This is a genomic window from Streptomyces sp. CRCS-T-1, from assembly GCF_024442335.1.
Lineage (GTDB): Bacteria > Actinomycetota > Actinomycetes > Streptomycetales > Streptomycetaceae > Streptomyces > Streptomyces koelreuteriae.
In genome coordinates this window covers 7,544,883-7,560,474 of sequence record NZ_CP101651.1, presented here as the reverse complement: position 1 = coordinate 7,560,474, position 15,592 = coordinate 7,544,883, and the positions used below count along the sequence as shown (strand labels likewise).

13 protein-coding genes are annotated in these 15,592 nt (G+C 70.7%); 5 read left to right on the top strand and 8 right to left on the bottom strand.

The window, feature by feature from the left end:
• Positions 1-141: 141 nt before the first annotated feature.
• On the bottom strand, positions 142-3,219 hold the full coding sequence (locus NNW99_RS34275) for a SpoIIE family protein phosphatase (RefSeq protein ID WP_215123042.1): 3,078 nt from the start codon (positions 3,217-3,219) through the stop codon (positions 142-144).
• Positions 3,220-3,499: 280 nt separating this feature from the next.
• Between NNW99_RS34275 and NNW99_RS34270 the strand changes: the two genes are divergently transcribed.
• Positions 3,500-4,048: a hypothetical protein gene (locus tag NNW99_RS34270; RefSeq protein ID WP_215123041.1), complete on the top strand. Its 549-nt coding sequence runs from the start codon at positions 3,500-3,502 to the stop codon at positions 4,046-4,048.
• 87 nt (positions 4,049-4,135) lie between these two features.
• Here NNW99_RS34270 and NNW99_RS34265 read toward each other — a convergent pair whose 3' ends face one another.
• Both NNW99_RS34265 and NNW99_RS34260 read right to left on the bottom strand, forming a co-directional pair.
• On the bottom strand, positions 4,136-4,789 hold the full coding sequence (locus tag NNW99_RS34265; protein ID WP_215123040.1) for a hypothetical protein: 654 nt from the start codon (positions 4,787-4,789) through the stop codon (positions 4,136-4,138).
• A gap of 82 nt (positions 4,790-4,871) precedes the next feature.
• Positions 4,872-6,083, bottom strand: coding sequence for an FAD-dependent monooxygenase (locus NNW99_RS34260; RefSeq protein ID WP_215123039.1), 1,212 nt, complete (start codon positions 6,081-6,083; stop codon positions 4,872-4,874).
• A 134-nt stretch (positions 6,084-6,217) separates the two neighbouring features.
• On the opposite strand from NNW99_RS34260, the gene NNW99_RS34255 reads away from it, so the two are divergent.
• Positions 6,218-6,886 (top strand): TetR/AcrR family transcriptional regulator, encoded by a 669-nt coding sequence (locus tag NNW99_RS34255; RefSeq protein WP_215123038.1) that lies wholly within the window; start codon positions 6,218-6,220, stop codon positions 6,884-6,886.
• A 188-nt stretch (positions 6,887-7,074) separates the two neighbouring features.
• Here NNW99_RS34255 and NNW99_RS34250 read toward each other — a convergent pair whose 3' ends face one another.
• Positions 7,075-7,578: a MarR family winged helix-turn-helix transcriptional regulator gene (locus NNW99_RS34250; protein ID WP_215123037.1), complete on the bottom strand. Its 504-nt coding sequence runs from the start codon at positions 7,576-7,578 to the stop codon at positions 7,075-7,077.
• 22 nt (positions 7,579-7,600) lie between these two features.
• On the opposite strand from NNW99_RS34250, the gene NNW99_RS34245 reads away from it, so the two are divergent.
• The 3 genes from NNW99_RS34245 to NNW99_RS34235 all read left to right on the top strand — a co-directional run bounded on the left by NNW99_RS34245 (position 7,601) and on the right by NNW99_RS34235 (position 11,570).
• The gene (locus tag NNW99_RS34245; protein ID WP_215123036.1) at positions 7,601-9,799 is read left to right on the top strand and encodes an MMPL family transporter; all 2,199 of its coding nucleotides are present in this window, start codon (positions 7,601-7,603) and stop codon (positions 9,797-9,799) included.
• Between the two features lie 183 nt (positions 9,800-9,982).
• Positions 9,983-11,110 (top strand): alpha/beta hydrolase, encoded by a 1,128-nt coding sequence (locus NNW99_RS34240; protein ID WP_215123035.1) that lies wholly within the window; start codon positions 9,983-9,985, stop codon positions 11,108-11,110.
• A gap of 79 nt (positions 11,111-11,189) precedes the next feature.
• Positions 11,190-11,570, top strand: coding sequence for a DUF6221 family protein (locus NNW99_RS34235; protein ID WP_255961318.1), 381 nt, complete (start codon positions 11,190-11,192; stop codon positions 11,568-11,570).
• Between the two features lie 108 nt (positions 11,571-11,678).
• Here the strand turns inward: NNW99_RS34235 and phnE are convergent, their stop codons facing one another.
• The 4 genes from phnE to NNW99_RS34215 form a co-directional block, all read right to left on the bottom strand.
• A complete protein-coding gene (gene phnE / locus NNW99_RS34230; RefSeq protein ID WP_215123033.1) occupies positions 11,679-12,509 on the bottom strand; it encodes a phosphonate ABC transporter, permease protein PhnE in 831 nt (276 codons plus the stop codon).
• Positions 12,506-13,297 carry a phosphonate ABC transporter ATP-binding protein gene (locus NNW99_RS34225; RefSeq protein ID WP_215123032.1) on the bottom strand — a complete coding sequence of 264 codons (792 nt, stop codon included), beginning with the start codon at positions 13,295-13,297 and terminating at the stop codon, positions 12,506-12,508. The genes phnE and NNW99_RS34225 overlap by 4 nt, the downstream gene beginning before the upstream one ends.
• 98 nt (positions 13,298-13,395) lie before the next feature.
• Positions 13,396-14,313 carry a phosphate/phosphite/phosphonate ABC transporter substrate-binding protein gene (locus tag NNW99_RS34220; protein WP_215123031.1) on the bottom strand — a complete coding sequence of 306 codons (918 nt, stop codon included), beginning with the start codon at positions 14,311-14,313 and terminating at the stop codon, positions 13,396-13,398.
• Positions 14,314-14,449: 136 nt separating this feature from the next.
• A complete protein-coding gene (locus NNW99_RS34215; protein ID WP_215123030.1) occupies positions 14,450-15,586 on the bottom strand; it encodes a TIGR03364 family FAD-dependent oxidoreductase in 1,137 nt (378 codons plus the stop codon).
• Positions 15,587-15,592: the final 6 nt, after the last annotated feature.

The following is a 15,592-nucleotide window of genomic DNA, read 5'->3' as shown; positions in this document are numbered from 1 at the left end:
GTGGGGATGCCGTGGCTCCCGGGGGGCGCTCGGCGCGAACGGGGGGGCTGGGGTCGAGCGGGGAGCTGAGGTCGAGGGGGCCGCTCGGCTCGCACGGGTTGCTCGCACGGGTTGACGGGCTCGAACGGGCCGCGGCCCGGGTCACGCGGCGTCGAGGCCGCATTCGGCCCAGATGACCTTGCCCTCCGGGAGGTAGCGCGTGCCCCAGCTCTGTGAGAGCTGCGCGACGAGGAACAGCCCGCGTCCGCCCTCGTCGGTGCTGGCCGCCCGGCGCAGATGCGGGGCGGTGTTGCTGGCGTCGGAGACCTCGCAGATCAGGGCGTGGCCGTAGAGCAGCCGCACCCGGATCGGCCCGGCGCCGTGCCGGATGGCGTTGGTGATCAGCTCGCTGAGGATCAGCTCCGCGGCGAACGCGGTCTCCTCCAGCCCCCACTCGGTCAGCCGCCGCATGGCGTCCGCCCGGACCTCGCCGACGAGTGCCGGGTCGGCGGGCAGCTCCCAGGTGGCGATCCGGTCGGAGTCCAGGGCGTGGACGCGGGCCACGAGCAGGGCGATGTCGTCGTGCGGGTGCGCGGGCGCCACGGTGTCCAGGACGGCCTGGCAGGTGTCCTCGGGCGCGCGCTCCGGGTGGGCCAGGGCCGTACGCAACTGCTCCAGGACCACGTCGACGTCGCGGTTGCGGTCCTCGATGAGGCCGTCGGTGTAGAGGACGAGCTGACTGCCCGCGGGGAGGTCGACCTCGACGGAGTCGAAGGGCAGGCCACCGAGGCCGAGCGGGGGCCCGGCCGGGAGGTCGGGGTAGGTCACGGTGCCGTCGGGGTGGACGAGTGCGGGCGGCGGGTGCCCGGCGCGGGCCATCAGGCACCGTTGCGAGGCCGGGTCGTAGACGGCGTAGAGGCAGGTCGCGCCGATGACCCCGGCACCCTTGCCGTCGGGGTCCTCACGGTCCAGTCTCCCCACGAGGTTGTCGAGGTGGACGAGGACCTCGTCCGGGGGGAAGTCGAGTTCGGCGAAGCTGCGCGCGGCGGTGCGCAGCCGTCCCATGGTGGCCGCGGAGAGCATGCCGTGACCCACGACGTCGCCGACGAGCAGTCCGACGCGGGCGCCGGAGAGGGGGATGACGTCGTACCAGTCCCCTCCCACGTCGGACTCGGCGGGCAGATAGCGGTGGGCGACCTCGACGGCGTCCTGGTCGGGCAGACCGTGCGGGAGCAGCCGGCGCTGGAGGGCCAGGACCATGGTGCGTTCATGGGTGTAGCGCCGGGCGTTGTCGATGGACAGGGCGGCGCGGGTGGCGAGCTCCTGGGCCAGCGAGCAGTCGTCGTCGCCGAAGGAGCTCCCGGCGCGGTAGAAGCTGGCGATGCCCAGGAGGACACCGCGGGCGAGCAGGGGCACCGCGATGAGCGAGTGGACGTGGGCCAGCAGGCGCGCGGTGTGCTCGGGGTCCTGGGCGAGCCAGCCCGCGGCAGCCTTCAGATCCGGCTCCAGCACCGCCTCGCGGCCGTTCAGGCAGCGCAGCTGGGGCGAGGTCGGACCGTAGTCGATGCGTTTGCCGGGCGGGGTGAAGGGCAGGCCCTCGCGTGCGCCGTACAGCACCGTGCGGCGCAGGTCGGCGAGCGGGTCGGCGGACTCCTCGCCGCGCAGGACGGCGTCGGGCAGGTCGATGGTGACGAAGTCGGCCAGTCGCGGAACGGCCGTCTCGGCCAGCTCCTCGGCGGTGCGGCGCACGTCCAGGGTGGTGCCGATACGGGCACTGGCCTCGGACAACAACTCCAGCCGCCGCCGCGCGGCCAGGGCATAGGCCCCTACCTGCGGCTCCCCCAGCATCACGAGCGCCCGGGCCGGGAAGGTGTCGTCGGGGCGATCGCCCATGGCGTCGCGCCCTCCGTCGGCCACGACGGCGTCACCCGGTCTGTCCGGTCCGCCCGGGACCGTCCCGCTGGGTCCGGCGGGTCCGGCTGGTCCTCGATCACCATCAGGCGCGACGGCATCGCCCGGCCCGGCCGTGACGGTCTCACCGAGCCCGGCGGCGCCGCGATCACCGTCGCCCGCGACGCCCTCACCAGGAGCCACGGCCCCCTGGCCGCCGTCACCCGCGACACCCCCGCCGGGCTGCCCGGCTCCCCTGCCGCCGTCGGCCGCGAGGACCGGGCCGGGGCCGGTGGGGTGCCCGGACGGGAGGGACATCGCGGACCGGGAGGTCAGGGGGGCGGCGGGGACGGCGGGAAGGCTCGGCAGGTCGTCGGCTCGTTGCGGAAGGAGGAGTGACCCGCTCGCCGAGGAGTCGTGCGGCACCGCTTCGATGGCGACACCCTGCACCCCGGACGCACTCGTCATCGGACGGCTCACGAGCGTCACCCGCCGCCCGTCGGGCAGGGTCACGTCGACGGCGGCCCGCTGGGCTCGGGAGATCAGCTCGGCCGCCTTCTCCCGCAGGACCGCCTGGTCACGAGGCTGGAATACGTGCACGGGCGCACCCGCCGAGACGCCGCCGCGCAGCCCGACGACCCCACTCCCACCCTCGACCCCGGCCCCGGCCGCCAGATACGCCCGCAGCAGCGCACGCTCGTGCGCGGAACTCTGCCCCAGCAGCCGCCGCTCGATGGCCTCGGCCGCCCGGCGGATCGCCGCGGCCAGCGCCGGGCGGTCGAAACCGCGCGGATAGCCGAAGCACAGGACGCCCTCGATGCGGCCGCTGAGCGGATCACGGACGGGAAGCGCGACGCAGGCGCTCTGCTGGGCGCGTTCCGCGAAGTGCTCGGCGCCGTGGACGCGGATGAGCTGCCGCTCAGCGAGGGCCAGCCCGATGCCGTTCGTCCCGGCCACCCGCTCGGCGAAGACGAACCCGGGGACCCGCTGGATCGCCGGCAGCTCCCTGGCCATCGCCGGATCGCCGAAGCGGCGCAGCAGAACCGTCCCGTTCGCGTCCGCGACCGAGATGTTGACCTTGCTGCCGGAGAAGGCGGACTGCAGCCGGTCGAGCACGGGAACGGCCGCGCGGACGATACGGCCCCCCGGGTCGAAGTCCTCCCGGTAGGGCAGATCGGACTCGTCCGGCGACAGCCCCAGGGTCCGGCAGCGCTGCCACGAGTTCAGGATGGACGCCCGTACGCCCGCCTCGACGGACTCGCCCTGGAGAAACCGCTCGCGAGGTCGGGCGGGCCCCGTGCCGTCAGTCGCACGCCCCGCCGGCTTGGGTTCCTCGCCGGACCGAACCACGCTTCGCCTCACTTGCGCCTGCGATGAATCCGCTCATCGGAAAGAATCGTGCATTGATGAGGATACGGGCATTGCGGTCATGAGTCACGATTCGCTTGACCCGCCAGGGCTTGATCCGAACGAGGGTCTCTGCCCCAGAAACTTCGGCTGCTGTCACCTCAAGATCGCCCCATCCACCCGGAGCCCCGATCTACTGGATCTCGCCGCCTCCCGGAATTTCGCTGGGCAGTCTCGTCATCGGCCGATACCGTGCGCGGCAGCGTCAAGGGGGGGGGAGCTAATGCGTCCAGTGCTGTTGGTGGATGTGGACGGGCCTCTGAATCCGTATGCCGCGAAGCCTCACCGACGACCTGCGGGATACGAGACGCACCGGCTGCTGACACCTCGCTGGGAGGCTGCTGAGCGGCGTCGGCTGACTGCGTGGGGGTTACCGAACAAGCCGGTGAAACCGCTGCGCGTGTGGCTCAACCCGCATCACGGCCCGGCGCTGGACGCGCTTCCCTTTGACCTGGTGTGGGCGACGACGTGGGAGGAAGAAGTCAACACGTTCGTCGCACCGGTCCTGGGACTGCCCGAGCTGCCCTTCCTCGCCTGGTCCGCGCCGCGCGCCGAGCCCGGCGGCGGTGTGTTCTGGAAGACGCCGGAGATCGTCGCGTGGGCGAAAGGGCGGGCATTCGCCTGGATCGACGACGAGATCACCGAAGCGGATCGCGTCTGGGTGAAGGAGCACCACGAGGGTCCCGCCCTACTGCACCGGGTCGACCCCCGACGCGGTCTCGTCATCGACGACTTCACCACTCTGACGGCATGGGCGACCGGCCTGGGCTGACTCCATGGTCAATCGACAGCGGCCCGCCACAGCTCTCGGCGGTGGAAGTCGTAGAGGCACAGGCTTCGTTGGCCGCCGTACCTGGTCTCAACGGCAGAGCACCCCGGGAAGGTCACCGGCCTTCACTGCGTCCTGGTCGATGATCACGCCCGTGTAGGCGCCCACGGCGGTGAACACCAGCTCGGGCAGGCGCTCGGCATGCTCCTCGAAGTGCGCGACGACGTCGGCCTCGCTGGCCTCGGGCATCGACGGGAAGACCGCGCCCGCGGCGCTGAGGGCGGCATCGAGGGCCGAGCCCTGTTCGGTGTCGGTGCCGAAGTCAGCCCGGTGTGCGCGGGCACCGGGCGCATGGATGATCAGGGCCGGAGGGCTGAAACGGTTGGCGGTCAGGCAGAGGATCTCCTCGCCCTCACAGGGAAGCATCGACCTGACCTTGCCTCGGTAGCCGGTCGCCCAGGTCGCCATGCCCCAGTCCTCGAGCACGTACGTCCACTCACCGCTCATGCCGTACATGGCGCGGTTGAGGTGAGGGGAGGGCCGGCCCGGCCGCTCGACCGGTACGCGCAACTCCCTGCACGGGGTGCGCGCGGCCAGTTCGTCGAGGTCGGCGCCCAGGTTGATGAGGAACTCGTCTCTCTCCATGCCTCGGGCCAGAGTCAGTGAGATGCCGCCGAGCATGCCGGGCACGGTCGATGAAGGGGTGTGATGGTGTGCGCCCATCCACGCGATGCCGTCACTCATGCCGTCAAACTATCGACCTGGCCGTGGCGGAGGTCCCAGTACGTGACGGGATGGAGCTACCGTCCCCGTCGCCGTCGGCAGGTCAGGCCGCGGCAGGGTCGAGGGACTTGGCCTTGAACGCAGGCGCGAGCAGCCTCCTCATCACGCGCTTGCCGACCGCGTTGCCCATCAGCGATGAGGTGAGGGTGCGGGTGAGCTTGTCCTTGCGGGTCTGAGGGACGAACTGCACCAGCTCCTTACGGCCGTGCTCCTGCATGCTGTCGATGAACGGCCGCAGCTTCTGGTCCCACTCACGCAGAGCCCGCGCGGGGTTGCCCGGGTTGCGCTGCAGCAGGGTGCCGAGCAGGTCCGCACCGGTGATGGCGCTGGAGGCACCCATCCCGGAGTACAGCGTCAGGCACCAGGCGGCGTCGCCGAGGAGGACGACTCGGTCGGTGTGCCAACGGGGCATCGCCACCTGATGGACGGAGTCGAAGAGACAGTCATCGGCCTGCTCGAACTGCCGCAGGAGGTTCTCCAGCACGGGCCCGGTCGGTTCGGGACCGAAGGCGCGGCGCAGCGACTCGATCGGCGGCCGGCTGAACTCCGCGTCCTCGTCCTCGGTGCGGTAGTTGAACAGCAGCCCCGGCTGGTGGTCGGTGAAGGGGAACACCCAGGCGGAGCGGCCCGGTTCGGCCAGGATCATGCCGTCGGTAAGGCTGAAGCCGGGGACCGCTTCCTTGAGGACGGTGGCGCCGATGATGTGGTTGAACGGCCGCAGGTAGTCCGAGTGAGGGCCGAAGGCCAGTTGACGCACGGTGGAGCGCAGACCGTCGGAGCCCACCACGAGGTCGAAGCGCTCCGTGGTTTCGGTGACGGTCTCGTCCGCCGCGGTGGTGCGCAGCGTGACGTCCACCCCGTCGGGGTGTTCCTCAAGGGCCACCGGGGTGGTGCCGTAGCGGATGTCGGTGAGGGACACGGCGGAGTCGTAGAGGGCACCCTCGATGTCGCCCCGGAGCAGCAGACGGGGCTCGCCCGGCAGGTCGCCGTATCCGAGACCCGGCCGACGGCGGCCCACCCGGTCGATGTCGTAGGTGGCGCCGCCCTCGACGGCCCGGTTGCCGATCGCGTCGAGCACGCCCATCCGCTGCGCGGCGAGCCGCCCGGTCTTGAACAGTCCGACGAAGTATCCGGCGGGACGGCGCTCGGGCGCGCGCTCGACGAGCAGGGTCTCCCAGCCGATGTCATACAGGCGCACGGCCGTGGCCAGGCCTCCGATACCCATGCCCACGATCAGGGCGCGCGGCTTGCTCATGGCGATCCTTCCTTCTTCCCTCTCGGCATCACGCACGGGCACACACAGCAAGTGGAGAAGTTATCTCCGCTTACCTGTTTCACTGTAGCACCGAAAATGGAGATGTCATCTCCGGTTTCGTCTACAGTGGATGCATGAGCAGCCGAGCCGCCTCCACCCCGCCCTCCGGGAAAACTCCGGCGCGCCCCCTGCGGGCGGACGCGGAACGCAACCGGCAGCGCATCATCGCCGCCGCTCGCGAGGTCTTCGCCGAACGAGGTCTGGACGTCACGGTCGACGACATCGCCCACCACGCGGGCGTCGGTGTCGGCACCGCCTACCGTCGCTTCGCCGGCCGAGAAGAACTCATCGAAGCCGTCTTCGAAGACGAGGTGGAGCGCGTGGTCGCGCTCGCGGAAGAGGCTCTCGCGCACGAAGACTCCTGGGACGGCCTCGTACAGTTCTTCACGGCCACCGCGCGGGTCTTCGCCGAGAGCCGCGGCCTGAGAGAGTTCCTGCTGGGAGTCACGCAGGGCAGGCCCCGCGTGGCCGCCATCCCGGACCGTCTCCATCCCGCCGTCGACGCCGTCATCGCGCGCGCCCGGCAGGACGGCCGACTCCGCGACGACATCGAACCGACCGACTTCCCGCTCATCCAGATCATGCTCGGTGCCGTAACCCAGCACAGCCGCGGCGTCGCCCCGGAGCTGTGGAAGCGCTACCTCACCCTCATCCTGGACGGCATGCGCCGCGACCGGGTCGGCCCGTCCCCCTTGCCCCACCGCGCACTCGTCATGGAAGAACTCGACCAGACCCTGACGTGACGCCGCCCGCCTCCACGCGGACAGCCCGAACACGGCCCCAGCGCGAGCGACCACGGGACGAGGCCGAGGTCTGCGGCCTTCTCTTCAGTGACAGTTGGGCCGACCCCGCCCGATAGGGGTCACCAGCGGGCCGCCGAGACAAACGGCGTGACACCCGCCGAGATCGCGCACCCTCGCGACGAGGAAGTTCAGCCCCGGTCGCGACGCAGCAGGACGAGTTCCTGGTTCATCTCCGTGAGGAATCGTGCGATCACCGCGAGTTCCTCCGGCGTGAAGCGGGCCCGCGCGGTATCGGTGCTGCGCGCGAGCGGCCGAAAGTACTCCCTGGCCAGGCCCCTGGCCGCCTCCGCGAAGTGCAGGTGGACCACACGCCGGTCGTCGGCGGCCCTGACCCGGCGAATGTGACCCGCCTTCTCCAGCCGGTCGAGGCACGCGGTGACCGCGCCGGACGTGAGGTTGAGCTGCCTGCGCAGGTTCGTGGGCGTCATGGGCTCGCCCACACCGTCCGGGTCGGCGTCCAGGATCGCGATCAGGGCCTGGATGTCGGTGAGATGAAGGCCGTGTGCCTGTGCGAACTCGTGGGCGATGCGATTGAACTCGCCGTTCATCCTGCGCAACAGGACGGCGAAGGACTGCAACCCCGTCGGGTCGTCTCCCGGAAGAGGTGTCGAAGGGGTGCCTGAGCCACTCATGGCTCCAGTATATGATCACTCAATGATTGAGATACTCACTCGTCGACTTACTTCCGCTGCTGGGCATGACCGCGGGAACCGCGCACCGCGCTGGGCCCGGTGGCTCGTACCCCTGGTGCTGCTGCTGGTCTGGCTGGGGGTGGGCGGAACGCTCGGACCGTACGCGGGCAAGCTGGGCGAGGTGGCCACCAACGACCAGGCCGCGTTCCTGCCACGGAGCGCCGAGTCCACCAAGGTCCTCACGGCCCGTGAGAAGTTCGACCAGTCCGAGACCCTGCCCGCCATCGTGGTCTGGACGGCGGACGGGAAGCGGGTCAGCGAGGCGCAGCGGGCAGCTGCCACCGACTCCGTCGGCGCACTGGCAGGGAGAGCCGGGGTCGTCGGCCGCCCCTCCCCCGCCCTGCTCTCCGACGACGGCCAGGCGCTGCAGGCCGTCGTCCAACTCAAGCCCGAGCTGGGCGAGGAACTGCCCAAGGTCCTCGACGAGGTGCGCGCCGCGGCACGGAAGGTGCCGGGCACCGAGGCGCAGGTCGCCGGCCCGGCGGCGAGCCAGGCCGACCTGTCGGACGCGTTCGCGGGCATCGACGGACTGCTGCTGGGCGTGGCGCTGGCCGCCGTGCTGGTGATCCTGCTGCTCGTCTACCGCAGCGTCCTGCTGCCGTTCCTGATCATCCTCGGCTCCGTCTTCGCCCTGGGACTGGCCTGTGCGGTGGTCTACGCGCTGGCGGAGCGGGACGTGGTCCGGGTCGACGGCCAGGTGCAGGGCATCCTGTCCATCCTGGTGATCGGCGCCGCCACCGACTACGCCCTGCTGCTGGCCGCGCGCTTCCGCGAGGAACTCGCCGTGAGCGGAGACCGGGCCGTGGCAGCCTGGGCCGCGGTGCGCCGCTCGTTCGGTGCGATCACCGCCAGCGCGGCCACCGTGGCCCTCGGGCTGCTGGCCCTGCTCGCCAGTGATCTCACCAACAATCGCGCCCTCGGACCGGTGGGCGCCATCGGCATCGTGTGCGCCGTGCTCTCCACGCTCACCTTCCTGCCGGCCGCTCTGGCCCTGCTGGGCCGTACCGCCTATTGGCCCTCGCGCCCGAAAGCCCCGGCCGCGTCCACGTCCGCGTGCGCGTCCACGTCCACGGAAGGCCACGCCATCTGGCGCAAGGTTGCCGCCCGGGTGGACGCGCGACCGCACCGGACCTGGGTCGTGACCGTGCTCGGCCTCGCCGTCTTCGCGGCCTTCTCACCCACGCTGTCCGCCAAGGGCGTGCCGCTGGACGAGATCTTCGTGAACGACGCTCCCTCCGTCGCCGCCCAGGAGACGATCAGCGAGCACTTCCCCGGGGGCTCCGGCAACCCGGCTGTCATCATCGCCGACGCCGACCGCGCCGATGCGGTGACGGCCGCCGTCCGGAACACCGAGGGCGTGGCATCGGCGGGCACGGTCTCCGCCTCGGGACGGCCCGGGGCCGGTGAGCCGCGGGTCGTCGACGGACGTGTCCGCATCGATGCCACGCTGGACGCGGCGGCGGACAGTGACGCGGCCAAGGAGACCGTCGAGCGGTTGCGCGAGAACGTGCACGCTGTCCCCGCGGCCGACGCGCTGGTGGGCGGCTACACGGCGCAGCAGTACGACACCCAGCAGACCTCGGCCCGGGACCGCACGGTGATCGTTCCCGTCGTGCTCGGCATCATCCTGCTGATCCTGGTCCTGCTTCTGCGCTCGTTTCTGGTACCGGTGCTGCTGGTGGCGACCGTCGCGCTCAACTTCCTGGCGACACTGGGAGTCTCGGCGCTCGTCTTCGAGCATCTCCTCGGGTTCAGCGGCACGGACGCGTCCGTCCCGCTGTACGGATTCGTCTTCCTGGTGGCTCTCGGCGTCGACTACAACATCTTCCTGATGTCCCGGGTACGGGAGGAGGCCCTCGAACGAGGCTCGCGTGCGGGGGTGTTGCGGGGGCTGACCACGACGGGCGGGGTGATCACTTCAGCGGGTGTGGTGCTCGCCGCCACGTTCGCGGCACTGATGGTCATCCCCCTGGCGTTCCTGGTGCAGATCGCCTTCATCGTGGCCTTCGGGGTACTCCTCGACACGCTCGTGGTCCGCTCGTTGCTGGTGCCCGCGCTCGTGATCGACATCGGCCCCCGCGCCTGGTGGCCCAGCGCCCTCGCCCGCGGCGACGGGCCTTCGGCCATGCCGGGACACGCGACGGGCCAGGACTCGGCCTAGCAGGCAGCCTGGGCGGTTTCCCGGAGACGAACGGGTCGGTGGGGTGGGGGGTCGAGCTTGTACCCCCCATAAACCCGACCTGCCTCGCCCGGCGCAGAAGCGGTTCGCTGGAGTCGCGCCTCGGTCACGACACCACCGACCGTCGCGCCTCTTCCCCCACCGATCGAATATGAGGTCCCCTCGATGGAACGTCGCAAAGCGCTCGGACTGTTCGCCGCCACCGGCGCCGCAACTGCCGCCTCCTTCACGGCTCTGCCCTCCTTCGGTGCGGAATCCGGCCGCGCCGCAGGCGCCACAGGACAGGGCAAGGCCGCAGCCAAGGGCGGCTACACCTTCGCGCTGGACAGGAACGTCAAGCGGACCTCGGTGCGGTTCAACAATCGCTACGGCATCGAGGTCGCGGCAGACCTCTACGTACCGAAGAACGCCAGGGGCACACTGCCCGCCCTGGCGGTCAGCGGCCCGTTCGGCGCGGTCAAGGAACAGTCCTCGGGGCTCTACGCCAACGAGTTCGCCCGCCGCGGCTACGTCGCCCTCGCCTTCGACCCCTCTTTCACCGGGGAGAGCGGCGGCACGGTGCGTGACGTGGCCTCACCCGACATCCATACCGAGGACTTCAGCGCCGCCGTCGACTTCCTCGGCCTGCAGAGGATCGTCGACCGCGAGCGGATCGGTGCGCAGGCCATCTGCGGCTTGAGCGGTATGGCGCTCACCGCGGCGGCTGCGGACAGCCGTATCAAGGCGGTCGCCACGGCCTCGATGTACGACATGTCGCGCAGCATGTCCCGCGGCCACGAGGACTACTACACGCGTGAGCAGCGCCAGAAGGTCGTGGACCACCTCAGCCGGCAGCGCTGGATCGACGCCGAGAAGGGCACTTACGCGCGGCTCTCCCACGAGGTGCCCTTCGACGAGAACGGCAACGTCGCCCCCTCGAACCGCGTCCTGCCCAAGACCCTCCCGGCGGACGCCGACCCGATCACGAAGATCTTCTTCGACTACTACCGCACCGAGCGCGGCTACCACCCGCGCTCGATCAACTCCACCACCGCGTGGACCGGGACCACACCGATGTCGTTCTTCGCCTTCCCACTGATGACGAACATCGACATGCTGGCGCCCCGCAAGGCCCTCCTGGTGGCCGGCGCCGACGCGCACTCCCGCTACTACTCCGAGGACGTCCAGGCCAAGGCCCCCGACACCGTCGACCTCGTGATCGTCCCGGACGCGGACCACGTCGACCTGTACGACCGCAAGAACCTCATCCCCTTCGACAGGCTCGACGAGTTCTTCACCAAGAACCTCGCCTGACCGGAATCACCCCCGACAAGCCGGTTGTCCAGACCGCCATCAGGCCATCCGGCTCCCACTCCTGCTCCTGCCACGCCCCGTGAGGCCTCTGGCAGCAGGGGCTGGTGACTACTGCGAACGACTCGGACGACCCGCTCCGGCTGCTGACGAGGACGATGCTGCAGCAGAGGCCGTGAGGCCCGGCGCGGTTGAGGACACCGGAGGGCTGAAGGCCCGGGTTCTCGCCGACGTCGCCGCCAAGAGGGGGGTCCTGCGCTTCGTGGAGCGGATGCAGCGGGACGCAGAGCACGACGACTTCATGGTTCACGGCCCCGCCATGATCACGCTCTCTGCGACTGCGTTCCCGCTCCGCCACCTTGTCGCAGCGTACGCCGCACACCCCGACTTCCGACCTGAGTGGGAGCCGAACGAGGAGGAAGTCAGGCCGGACCCGAGGTTCGATCGCCCCGGCAGGGCATGAGTCTTGGACTCATCGGTCGATCCGCGGCCCTGAGCGTGTCTCGAAGTCCAGGGATACCGGACCGAACCGCGCGCCGAATCCGGGCTGCCGGGGCCCGGAGGCGGGGTGCTACGCACCGGTGCCACCGATGCGGCGGCGTACGAAGGCCGACAGCTGATCGACGGCCACGACAAGCACCATCACCACCAGCAGATGGGTGGCCATCTCGTCGAACCGGAACAGCTTGATGGACTTGTTGACGAGGAATCCGATGCCGCCGGCGCCGACCAGGCCGAGGACCAGGGACGAGCGGACGTTGACGTCGAATCTGTAGAGCAGCAGGCCCACGAACTGGGGCACAACCGCCGGCAGCACGGCGTGCGCGGCAACCTGCAGACTTGAGGCTCCATTGGCGCGCAGGGCGTCACGGGGCCCCTGGTCGATCTCCTCCATCGCCTCGGCCCACAGCTTGCCCATCACACCGGTGTTGTGGAACACGAGCGCCAGCACACCGGCGAACGGCCCCAGGCCCACCGCGGTCACGAACACCAGGGCGAAGACGACGTCGGGCACCGCGCGCAGGAAGGACAGCACCGACCGCGCGGCCTGGTACACCCAGCGGTTCGGCGCGGTCGTGCGAGCCGCCGCGAGAGCCAGGGCCAGGGCGAACGGCACCGACAGCGTGGTGCCGAGCAGCCCGATGTACAGCGTGACCAGTGCGGCGTCGATACTCGGCTTCAGCACCTCGGACCACGACAGATCCGGTGGCAGGGCCTGGCCGATGAAGTCGGCCATTCCGCGCCATCCCTGCGCCAGTGCCGTCGGCGAGAAGTCAGTGCCCCGCCACGCCAGGACATGGGCGACGACCAGGACGGCAGTGATCGTGAGCATCACCGGGGACGGCCATCGCCGTCGCGGCGGGGCCGGCCGCTCGGCGGGCGTGAGGACATCCGTGCTCATGTGGACTCCTGCCGGGAGATACGGCGGTCAGGGGCGTAGAGGGCGTCCAGGTCGGCCTCGCTCACCTGGTCGGCGGGCGCGTCGAGCGTCACTCGTCCGCCCAGCAGACCGACGATGCGGTCGGCGTGGCGGCGGGCCAGTCCGGGCTGGTGGAGTACGGCGGCGACGGCCAGGCCCTTCTCTCGGGCCAGGTCCGCCAGCAGGGCGACCACCTGTTCGGCCGCAGCCGGATCGAGGGCCGATACGGGCTCATCCGCGAGGACGATGTCAGCGCGCTGACACAACGCCCGCGCGATGGCGACTCGCTGCTGCTGCCCGCCGGACAACCGTCCGACCGGCTCGGCCGCGCGGTCGGCCAGGCCGACCCGGTGCAGGCACTCCATCGCCTCCTCCCGGAGCGCGGCCGGAAACAGCAGCGGAGTCAGGGAACATCGCAGCTTGAGACGGCCCAGCGCCCCGGCACAGACGTTGTCCAGCGCGGAACGGCGGCGGACCAAATGGATGTCCTGGAAGACCATGGCCGTGCGCCACCGCAGCCGTGCCCTTTCGGCGCCATGCAGTCCGCCGATCTCACGGCCGTGGATGGCGATGGAGCCGCCGTCCGGGGTCTCCAGCCCGATGATGCAGCGCAGCGCGGTGGACTTTCCCGAACCGTTGGCACCGAGCAGGCTGACGAACTCCCCTGCCCGCAGGTTCAGATCGACCGAATCCAGCACGGCCGTTCCGGAGAAGGACTTGCTCAGCCCGCGGACCACCAGCGGCGTGCCCGATGCCGTGGGCCGCTCCATGGCGGAACCCCCAGGCGAGCCGGGGACAGGCTTGACCGCCCCCTGAACCCCCCGGACGGCTGCTGGCGAGTACGGCGCGTCGTCGGTCGGCATGGCGATCAGACGTCCTTCTCGGTCAGGTCGAGGCCGGATGCGAGCGCGAACAGCGGCTTGTAGGTCTCCTTGGTGACGGCTACCAGCGGGCCGGGCGGGTTGATGTCGAGGAAGGCGCCGACCTCGGCGACAGCGTCGGGCTCGAGGTCGAGCAGAGCCTTCTTCACCGCGTCCTGGAACTTGGGGTCGAGTCTGTCCGAGACAGTGATCGGGTCGTTCGGGATGGGGGAAGAGGTCCAGATCCGGCGGTACTCGGAAGGGTCGAAGCTGCCCTCGGCCTTCGCTGTCTCCAGCTGTTGGCTGTTGATCTCCGCTGCGTCGACCTTGCCCTTGGTGAGGGCGAGCAGCGCCTCGGGGTGACCGCCCGCGTAGTTGATCTTCACCTTGTCGACGTTCGTGGTCTTCAGCGCGTACCGGGGCAAGGCGTCACCCGAGGTCGAGCCGGGGCTGGAGAGTGCGAGCGACTTGCCCTTGAGGTCCTTGAGAGACTTGACGGGCGAGTCGGCGGGGACCCAGATCCCCCCGGTGTACGTGCTCAGCGCGCCCTTGGCGTCCGCGAAGGAGACGAGGGCCCGCGCATTGGCCTTCTCGCTGGCGAAGACGTAGCCGAGGGGGCCGAACTGGGCGATCTCGAGCTGGCCGTTGCGCATGGCGAGCACCTCGGCGGAGTAGTCCTCCACGACCTTCAGTTCCACCGGGCAGTCCAGCTTGCTCTCCAGGGCCTTGGCCAGCACCTCGTAGGCAGGCGTGAGCTTGGCCGGGTCCTCGTAGGGCTCGATGCCGAAGCGGATCTTGCCGCCCGGGCAGGAAGCGGCGGCCTTGCCGGAGCCCTTGCCGCCGGACGGGTCGGTGCTGCAGCCGGCGCCGAGCAGGGCCAGGGCCGAGACGGCCGCGAGGGCCGTCAGGGAGCGCGTTGTGCGCATGGTCGTTCTCTCTTCCGGGGGAGGCGCCGGCCTCCGGGTGGAAGTCCGGCGCGGGTTCAACAGGGGCGGAACGGATGTAGGGGGTCGCGGTGGGAGTGGGGCGGAGGAGGCTGCGAGGCGGGCAGCCGCGCGCCGGTCAGCGCAGCAGGTCGTCGAGGACCTCCGGGGCCAGCCCGAGCGCGGTGGTCATGCCGATGCCGGCGGTCACGGAGACCACCCGGACGCCGGGCATGGGCGAGGCGATCAGGAACGGCCGGTCGGCGGCCGCGTAGACGCCGCGCCAGCGTTCCCGGACGGTGAGCCGCTCGACCCCCAGGAGACGCGCGGTCTCCTTGAGGACGTGCTGGTCGAGGGCCTCCGCGTTGAAGGGATCGAGCGTGGTCGCGTAGGTATGTGTGTCGCCGATGGTCAGGTCGCCGTCGGGCCGCTGGGTGAACATCAGGTTGAGCCCGATGTCGATCAGCTCGGGGTGGTCCGCTCCCAGCCGGTCCTGGACCTTCGCCCGGGTCGGGCAGACCCCGAAGCCGTCGTACCGCAGAAGCGAGAAACCGCTGAGCACCGCGGGGTCGATGGCCCGGCCGTGCGGGTCGGCGACACGGAGCATGTGCAGGGCGCAGCGCCGCACTCCGGCCTGCTCGGCGAGCTCCGGGAAGTGCCGGTCGACGTCGTGGCCGACGGCCACCACGGTGCGTCCGGCCCGGATCCGGCCCCTGCTGGTGCCCACCAGGTCCGGTTCGATGGTGTGCGCCGTGGTCGCCCAGTGGAAGCGGACGCCCTGGAGGGCGAGCCAGTCGGCGATCGCGTGGGCCGCCTGACGCGGGTCGACGCGGATGTCCATCGGGAGCCAGGCGCCCCCGAGAACCCCGTGGCCGACGGGCATCCGCCGGGCCACCCCCGCCGCGTCGAGCAGCACCACCTGGTCGCCGCCCCGGGCGGCTCGGAACTCCTCGAGCACGGCGTACTCGTCCTCGGCCCGGGCAACCACCACGGTGCCGCTTTCGCGCATCCTCAGTCCGGCCTCGTCGGCCAGTCGCAACCAGCGGCTCCGTGCCTCGAGCGCGTACCGCAGTGCGTCGCCGTCCTGCGCCGTGAAACAACCGTGCCCGAAGTTGCGCACCGATGCGCCGGTGGCTCGCTCGTCACGCTCGACGACGGCCACGGACATGCCGCGGCGCACCGCGTCCACGGCATGGGCGAGCCCCACGATGCCCGCGCCGACGACCACGAGGTCGGCGGAGCCGAGAGGCTGGTTCCACTGCTGCACACTTGTCATGACAAG

Bases quoted from the DNA above. Each gene is read 5' to 3' on its own strand.
- NNW99_RS34270 (WP_215123041.1), top strand. From the start codon at position 3,500: ATGCGTCCAGTGCTGTTGGTGGATGTGGACGGGCCTCTGAATCCGTAT.
- NNW99_RS34265 (WP_215123040.1), bottom strand. From the start codon at position 4,789: ATGAGTGACGGCATCGCGTGGATGGGCGCACACCATCACACCCCTTCA.
- NNW99_RS34260 (WP_215123039.1), bottom strand. From the start codon at position 6,083: ATGAGCAAGCCGCGCGCCCTGATCGTGGGCATGGGTATCGGAGGCCTG.
- NNW99_RS34255 (WP_215123038.1), top strand. From the start codon at position 6,218: ATGAGCAGCCGAGCCGCCTCCACCCCGCCCTCCGGGAAAACTCCGGCG.
- NNW99_RS34250 (WP_215123037.1), bottom strand. From the start codon at position 7,578: ATGAGTGGCTCAGGCACCCCTTCGACACCTCTTCCGGGAGACGACCCG.
- NNW99_RS34245 (WP_215123036.1), top strand. From the start codon at position 7,601: ATGATTGAGATACTCACTCGTCGACTTACTTCCGCTGCTGGGCATGAC.
- NNW99_RS34240 (WP_215123035.1), top strand. From the start codon at position 9,983: ATGGAACGTCGCAAAGCGCTCGGACTGTTCGCCGCCACCGGCGCCGCA.
- phnE (WP_215123033.1), bottom strand. From the start codon at position 12,509: ATGAGCACGGATGTCCTCACGCCCGCCGAGCGGCCGGCCCCGCCGCGA.
- NNW99_RS34225 (WP_215123032.1), bottom strand. From the start codon at position 13,297: ATGGAGCGGCCCACGGCATCGGGCACGCCGCTGGTGGTCCGCGGGCTG.
- NNW99_RS34220 (WP_215123031.1), bottom strand. From the start codon at position 14,313: ATGCGCACAACGCGCTCCCTGACGGCCCTCGCGGCCGTCTCGGCCCTG.
- NNW99_RS34215 (WP_215123030.1), bottom strand. From the start codon at position 15,586: ATGACAAGTGTGCAGCAGTGGAACCAGCCTCTCGGCTCCGCCGACCTC.